The 4,911-nt window shown below is 38.2% G+C and carries 6 protein-coding genes; 3 read left to right on the top strand and 3 right to left on the bottom strand.

The window, feature by feature from the left end; translation table 11 throughout:
* Positions 1-334 precede the first annotated feature (334 nt).
* Both IM496_RS21990 and IM496_RS21995 read right to left on the bottom strand, forming a co-directional pair.
* Complete coding sequence (locus IM496_RS21990) at positions 335-598, bottom strand: DUF2442 domain-containing protein (protein WP_194013723.1); 264 nt, start codon at positions 596-598, stop codon at positions 335-337.
* A 187-nt stretch (positions 599-785) separates the two neighbouring features.
* Positions 786-1,640 (bottom strand): PEP-CTERM sorting domain-containing protein, encoded by an 855-nt coding sequence (locus IM496_RS21995; RefSeq protein WP_287663342.1) that lies wholly within the window; start codon positions 1,638-1,640, stop codon positions 786-788.
* A 220-nt stretch (positions 1,641-1,860) separates the two neighbouring features.
* Between IM496_RS21995 and IM496_RS22000 the strand changes: the two genes are divergently transcribed.
* The 3 genes from IM496_RS22000 to IM496_RS22010 all read left to right on the top strand — a co-directional run bounded on the left by IM496_RS22000 (position 1,861) and on the right by IM496_RS22010 (position 3,125).
* A complete protein-coding gene (locus IM496_RS22000) occupies positions 1,861-2,358 on the top strand; it encodes a helix-turn-helix domain-containing protein (protein ID WP_194013721.1) in 498 nt (165 codons plus the stop codon).
* 136 nt (positions 2,359-2,494) lie between these two features.
* Positions 2,495-2,785, top strand: coding sequence for a nucleotidyltransferase family protein (locus tag IM496_RS22005; RefSeq protein WP_002757283.1), 291 nt, complete (start codon positions 2,495-2,497; stop codon positions 2,783-2,785).
* The gene (locus tag IM496_RS22010; RefSeq protein WP_272077896.1) at positions 2,775-3,125 is read left to right on the top strand and encodes a HepT-like ribonuclease domain-containing protein; all 351 of its coding nucleotides are present in this window, start codon (positions 2,775-2,777) and stop codon (positions 3,123-3,125) included. The genes IM496_RS22005 and IM496_RS22010 overlap by 11 nt, the downstream gene beginning before the upstream one ends.
* 247 nt (positions 3,126-3,372) lie before the next feature.
* Here the strand turns inward: IM496_RS22010 and IM496_RS22015 are convergent, their stop codons facing one another.
* Positions 3,373-4,692, bottom strand: a complete 1,320-nt coding sequence (locus IM496_RS22015) for a lipoxygenase family protein (RefSeq protein ID WP_287663345.1) — start codon at positions 4,690-4,692, stop codon at positions 3,373-3,375.
* Positions 4,693-4,911 lie beyond the last annotated feature (219 nt).

The following is a 4,911-nucleotide window of genomic DNA, read 5'->3' on the forward strand; positions in this document are numbered from 1 at the left end:
CAGTTTCTCTGCACGTTGAGCAACTTCTTCACGGCTTAAAAGGATTGCTTGCATATACTAACTCCCGATTGCGATTTGACTTCTGGAGACTTCTCTATAATATCTCACAGGTCTGTAGGATGAGCTAATGCCATCCTACTAAGTCTCTACAAGATTGGCTGCTACCCAGTGCCTTCGGCATTGCACTTAAACCCACAGCTTCAATAAATCTGCATGGTGCGTTCCCCAAAAATCGATCGGTGGGGCGGTAGAAGTTGCATTAGGGAACGCACCCTACAAGATCAGCGTGATGCTACGCAGTGCCTTCGGGATCGCACTTAATTAAAGATAAAAACTAGGCTTTAGCTTTCAAAGGAAATCTTTCAGGATTTTTAATAATTTCTTTGCTTAAATCTACATCTAAATCTGGCCAATAAAAATGATTGGGAAAAGGCTCTTGTATATTTAAAATTTTTCTAATAGTGACATCTTGAAACCAAGGAAAATCTTGATAGGAAAGAAACATTTCTTCATTGTTTGCCAGAATCCATATTCCATGGGAAGAAATATGAGTTACTTCAGCTTGAGAAGTGTTTTGTCCAAGCATTTCTAAGTTCATTTTGTCGTTCCTCAATAATAGTTTCTATCGCTTGAAGATGATTGATGCTTACCCTTTGTTTATTATAGCAAATATTCAGTTAAAAATACAAGAGGGAGAAGCAAGAGCCTAAAAATCCCCCTCAACTGGGCTAAAATTAAGGGGGAATCAGTTATATAAAAAAAGCAATTTAACCAACGTTAGTGGGTTATTTTTCGAGGGAATTAGAGCGTTTTACTTTCCGTTTTAGGGTTGCACCTGCACCAAGTATTCCAAGGGATAACACTCCTAATATAGAAGAAGGTTCAGGAATACATACTTCTTTAGAATAATCATAGGCTGTAGAAAAACTAGCAGCTTCGCTAGGACTACCTACAGGAAAGAATGAAGCTGTTGCAAGCAAATAAGTTAAGGGATTTTCAACAATACCACTAAGATCAATAATGGTTGATGTACCTGGTTGGAGCGTAATTGAGCTAGGTAAACCACTTACTAGAGTACCTGTGGGTATTGCGAAATCATTCAGGTTAAAGTTTAATAGATCATTTCCCTCAAAGACTTGAATACTATCATAAGTGACGGCAAAAGACTCTTCATTAGAAAGAAATAAAGATAAAGGTGAATTTCTACCAATTCGTGTAGTAGCACCAAAAATGTTTTTTATTTCGCCTACATTCACTCCATCTGCTGTCCAATAAGTTGCTTTGCCTAAAACTGGCCTACATTTAGAACAGTCGCTGTCGTATAATAATTCCGCTCGTTTTTTGCTAGTATCACCAGTCCCAGGAACAACAAAATTATCGGCAGGTACTGGAACTGGACAATCAAAAATTAACCCTTTACCATCAGGATCAGGATTTTTGGGAGTGCAATTACGCATAGTGTCGCCATACTTAATGGTTACATTCTTAACTTTTTGTTGAAAACGGAAATGAGCATCATTAACATCTCCACCCGTATCATTCTGAATAGTAATTGACCAAAGATTAGCCCCATAGACCTCAGTTATAGTTCCTAAAATAGCTAAGTTTGTTATGATAATTGTCGAAAGGTATTTAAGCATAGTTTTGCTCCTTGTTTAGTGTGTTGAGATTAAAAAAATCTTTCTGGAATAATAAACACCCCACAATTAACTGTCAAGACTTTTAAAGTTATATAAAGCTATATAAAGCAGTATTAAGACAAATAACTTAAATCTAAAAATAATATTAAATTGACCGTACACCTTATAATGTCATATAATGTCAGGTAAAAGCTTATTAATCTGGATTCTGTGTTTAACAATGAACAATTTTGATATTCACTCTTTAATTACAACTGTTGATAATCTCATCTTTTCCTATACAGGAGAGAATTTAGATGATGTTCAGTCTGAAATCTTAGAAGGGGTGATTAACCATCAAAAATATACAGAAATCGCTAAAAATCATCATCGTTCCGAGAAATATGTTAAGGATGTAGCTGGTAAGCTATGGAAAACCTTATCGGAAATTCTAGAAGAAGAAGTTAATAAAGCCAATCTTAGGTCTAGTCTGCGAAGGTATTATTATAATGTCGCTAACAATAATGTCGTTAACGGTGTCCAAATTAATAAAGGTCATATCTGTAATCAACTACCAGAAAATCAATTGCAAAAATCTAATCTTGCTGAAGAATATAAACTCGAAATCGCTACAGAATTGATGAAAGAAGGCTTAACCGTAGAACAAATTGCTAGAGTATTAAAACTTCCCTTAGAATTAGTTAAAGAGCAACTTAAAAAACCTAAGCAACCTAATTAATGGTGGTATTTGGCACTGGCAGAGCATTTCTAAGTTCAATAATAATTTCTATTTTAATAAACTTCATCATGAGAGCCAATATCAACGAGACAACCATTAAGGTTACAATGAAGGAATCAGATTTCAGGAAATAGCCATGAAACGAGATGAGGTACTAACAATTCTCGCAAAACACCGAGAACAATTAGAAAAACTAGGGGTAAAATCTCTGTCTCTATTTGGTTCAGTAGCAAGGGATGAAGCACGTTTTGACAGTGATGTAGATTTATTGGTAGAATTTAGTAAAGCGGTAGGGTTATTTGAGTTTATCGAGGTACGACTTTACTTAGAAGATATATTAGGATGTTCTGTTGATTTAGGTACTCAAGATTCTTTAAAAGAACATTTACGACAACCTGTATTAAAGGATGTGATTAATGCCTTTTAGAGATTGGCAACTTCGTCTTCAAGATATTATTGAATCCATTGATGAAATCTTGGAATGGACGACTAATATGACCTTTGAAGATTTTAGCTCAAATCGAGTGACTCTTAAAGCAGTTCTTTATAATTTAGGAATTATTGGTGAGGCATCTAGAAATATTCCTAGTGAGGTACAATTGCGTTATTCTCAAATTCCTTGGCGTTTAATGGGAAATATGCGAAATGTCATTTTTCATGAATATTTTCGGGTAGAATTGGCAATTGCTTGGCGGACGATTGAAAATAATCTAACTCCATTGCGTTCACAATTACAGGAAATTTTAGAAAATGAAGCCGAAAATTAATCTATAAAATTCCCCCCCAACTTATTCAATTAAGGGGGAATGAGTTATATAAAAAAGGCAATTTAACCGACGTTAGCGGCTTCTTTTTGTCCCGATTGAGTGGATCATGTTTTCCAGTGGATTAAGCTTTCCTAATCCAGCCAATCGGCGAAGCTTAACTAATAAAAATCCCCCCTAAGACCGGGGGATTTTTTTCAGGGTAAAATAGCAGAACTTGAAAGCCAAGCTTAGAGATATTATCTTAGACTTAAATGCTGATGCTATTGAGTATTAGAGAAGGTTTTAGATAGGTATAGGGTACGATCCGTTTTTGATTATTGGCATCAATCTCTTGTTCGTTCATATTGAGATTTTGCTGAAATTGTCGAAGGAAGCCCGTAATTGTTGCTTGATCACCCTCGGCAAAAACCTCCTCAAACTTCCGGCCATAGAGTTCTCGAAAAGCTTTATCGTAATAGCCCAATCGATCGTATCGATAGTCGGATAAAGTGAACAGACTTTGTAACTGATCGGCAGCCTTTTTATAAGGAGGCAATAGCTGAAGAATGTCTTTTTCGGTAATTGATCCTCTGGCATCTCCAATTATTGATCCTGTAGTATCCTTAATCGCTTCTGGAAGATCACAGTAAGCGGCCAAGGGCATATTAGCGGCAAAAGTCATGTAATCATACTGACCATAGTTAACAGCCGAATGCAGTGGCCCGCAGATAAAAATCATTGTGGTAACGACTTCAATTAAGTCCTCTACATCCGTAAAATTGGCCGGCATTCCCTTCACATTGCCCCCTTGATCTGCCGCAGAATTAGATAATTCTCCGGCCCATGCTTGCAATTCTTGATCGTTAGTGATGTCTTGGGGGTTTGGGTAAAAATAATGGAGATAATCAGAAACAAACTGATTAATAGACTGCCAAACCAGCATCCCATCATCCCGGTAAGGGTAGTGGGGTAGTCGTTCCGTATCGTCCATACCCCGGTTACTTATTTCTTTAGGAAAGGCAAAGTCTCGAAGATTCCAGTTTGCGTAGGCATCCTTAACCAGTGCCATCGACTCGCCCAAGGTGCCGGCCAATAATTCATCCACCGGTCCACCAGGGTTGATCAGTCTCTCTTGTCCCAGATGGTTGTTCGTTAACATAAATCTTAGGTGTGGCTTAAGCAGAAGACTGAGGGGATGATTTTCTGCCAGTTGCCGGGCCGTGCCGATCGCGATCGGTTCCATGACAAAATGAGTTCGACAGAGATGGGAATTCATCTCGTGGTGATTGCTATCGGCCACCTGAACACAAATTTTGGCAAATAGCCAAGCAAGGGGGTTTTTCTCAAAAGGAGTATAAAGCTTTTCCGCATTTTCCCCAAATTGGATAGCGATCGGAACTAATTTGCCCCGATCTCTGATGCCACTTTTCCGCCACCAAAAGAAGGCCCTGGGTTTCGGTAAATATTTTCGCCCTTTGGCATGGGTTCCCCCTTGAACCAAAGAGGGACCGAGATAATTAATGTCCGTACCCGTATAATCGGCAATATAAATGTTTCCCGCTGCTAATTCTTGATTGACCTGAAACAATGGCTCGAAATCTGTCTTAGAACTAGGGATTTGATTGAGAACTTGGGCGCGAGCATCCCCCGGCTTCAGTAAACGTAATACTAGCCTGCATTATTCACCAACTGGCAAAAACCTGATTGTGAGGACATCTCAAAAAACAGACTGTTTTTCAGCCAGATCGCTAGATGAACTTCTTGCCAAGGCTTTCGAGGATTTTCCAAAGTCTTCATGAATAATGCA

Origin of the sequence: Microcystis sp. M049S2, assembly GCF_020245625.1 — a bacterium.
GTDB classification, from domain to species: Bacteria; Cyanobacteriota; Cyanobacteriia; order Cyanobacteriales; family Microcystaceae; genus Microcystis; species Microcystis ichthyoblabe_A.

Coding starts and splice junctions, on each gene's coding strand:
- IM496_RS21990 (WP_194013723.1), bottom strand. CDS start 598: ATGAACTTAGAAATGCTTGGACAAAACACTTCTCAAGCTGAAGTAACT.
- IM496_RS22010 (WP_272077896.1), top strand. CDS start 2,775: ATGCCTTTTAGAGATTGGCAACTTCGTCTTCAAGATATTATTGAATCC.
- IM496_RS22000 (WP_194013721.1), top strand. CDS start 1,861: ATGAACAATTTTGATATTCACTCTTTAATTACAACTGTTGATAATCTC.
- IM496_RS22005 (WP_002757283.1), top strand. CDS start 2,495: ATGAAACGAGATGAGGTACTAACAATTCTCGCAAAACACCGAGAACAA.
- IM496_RS21995 (WP_287663342.1), bottom strand. CDS start 1,640: ATGCTTAAATACCTTTCGACAATTATCATAACAAACTTAGCTATTTTA.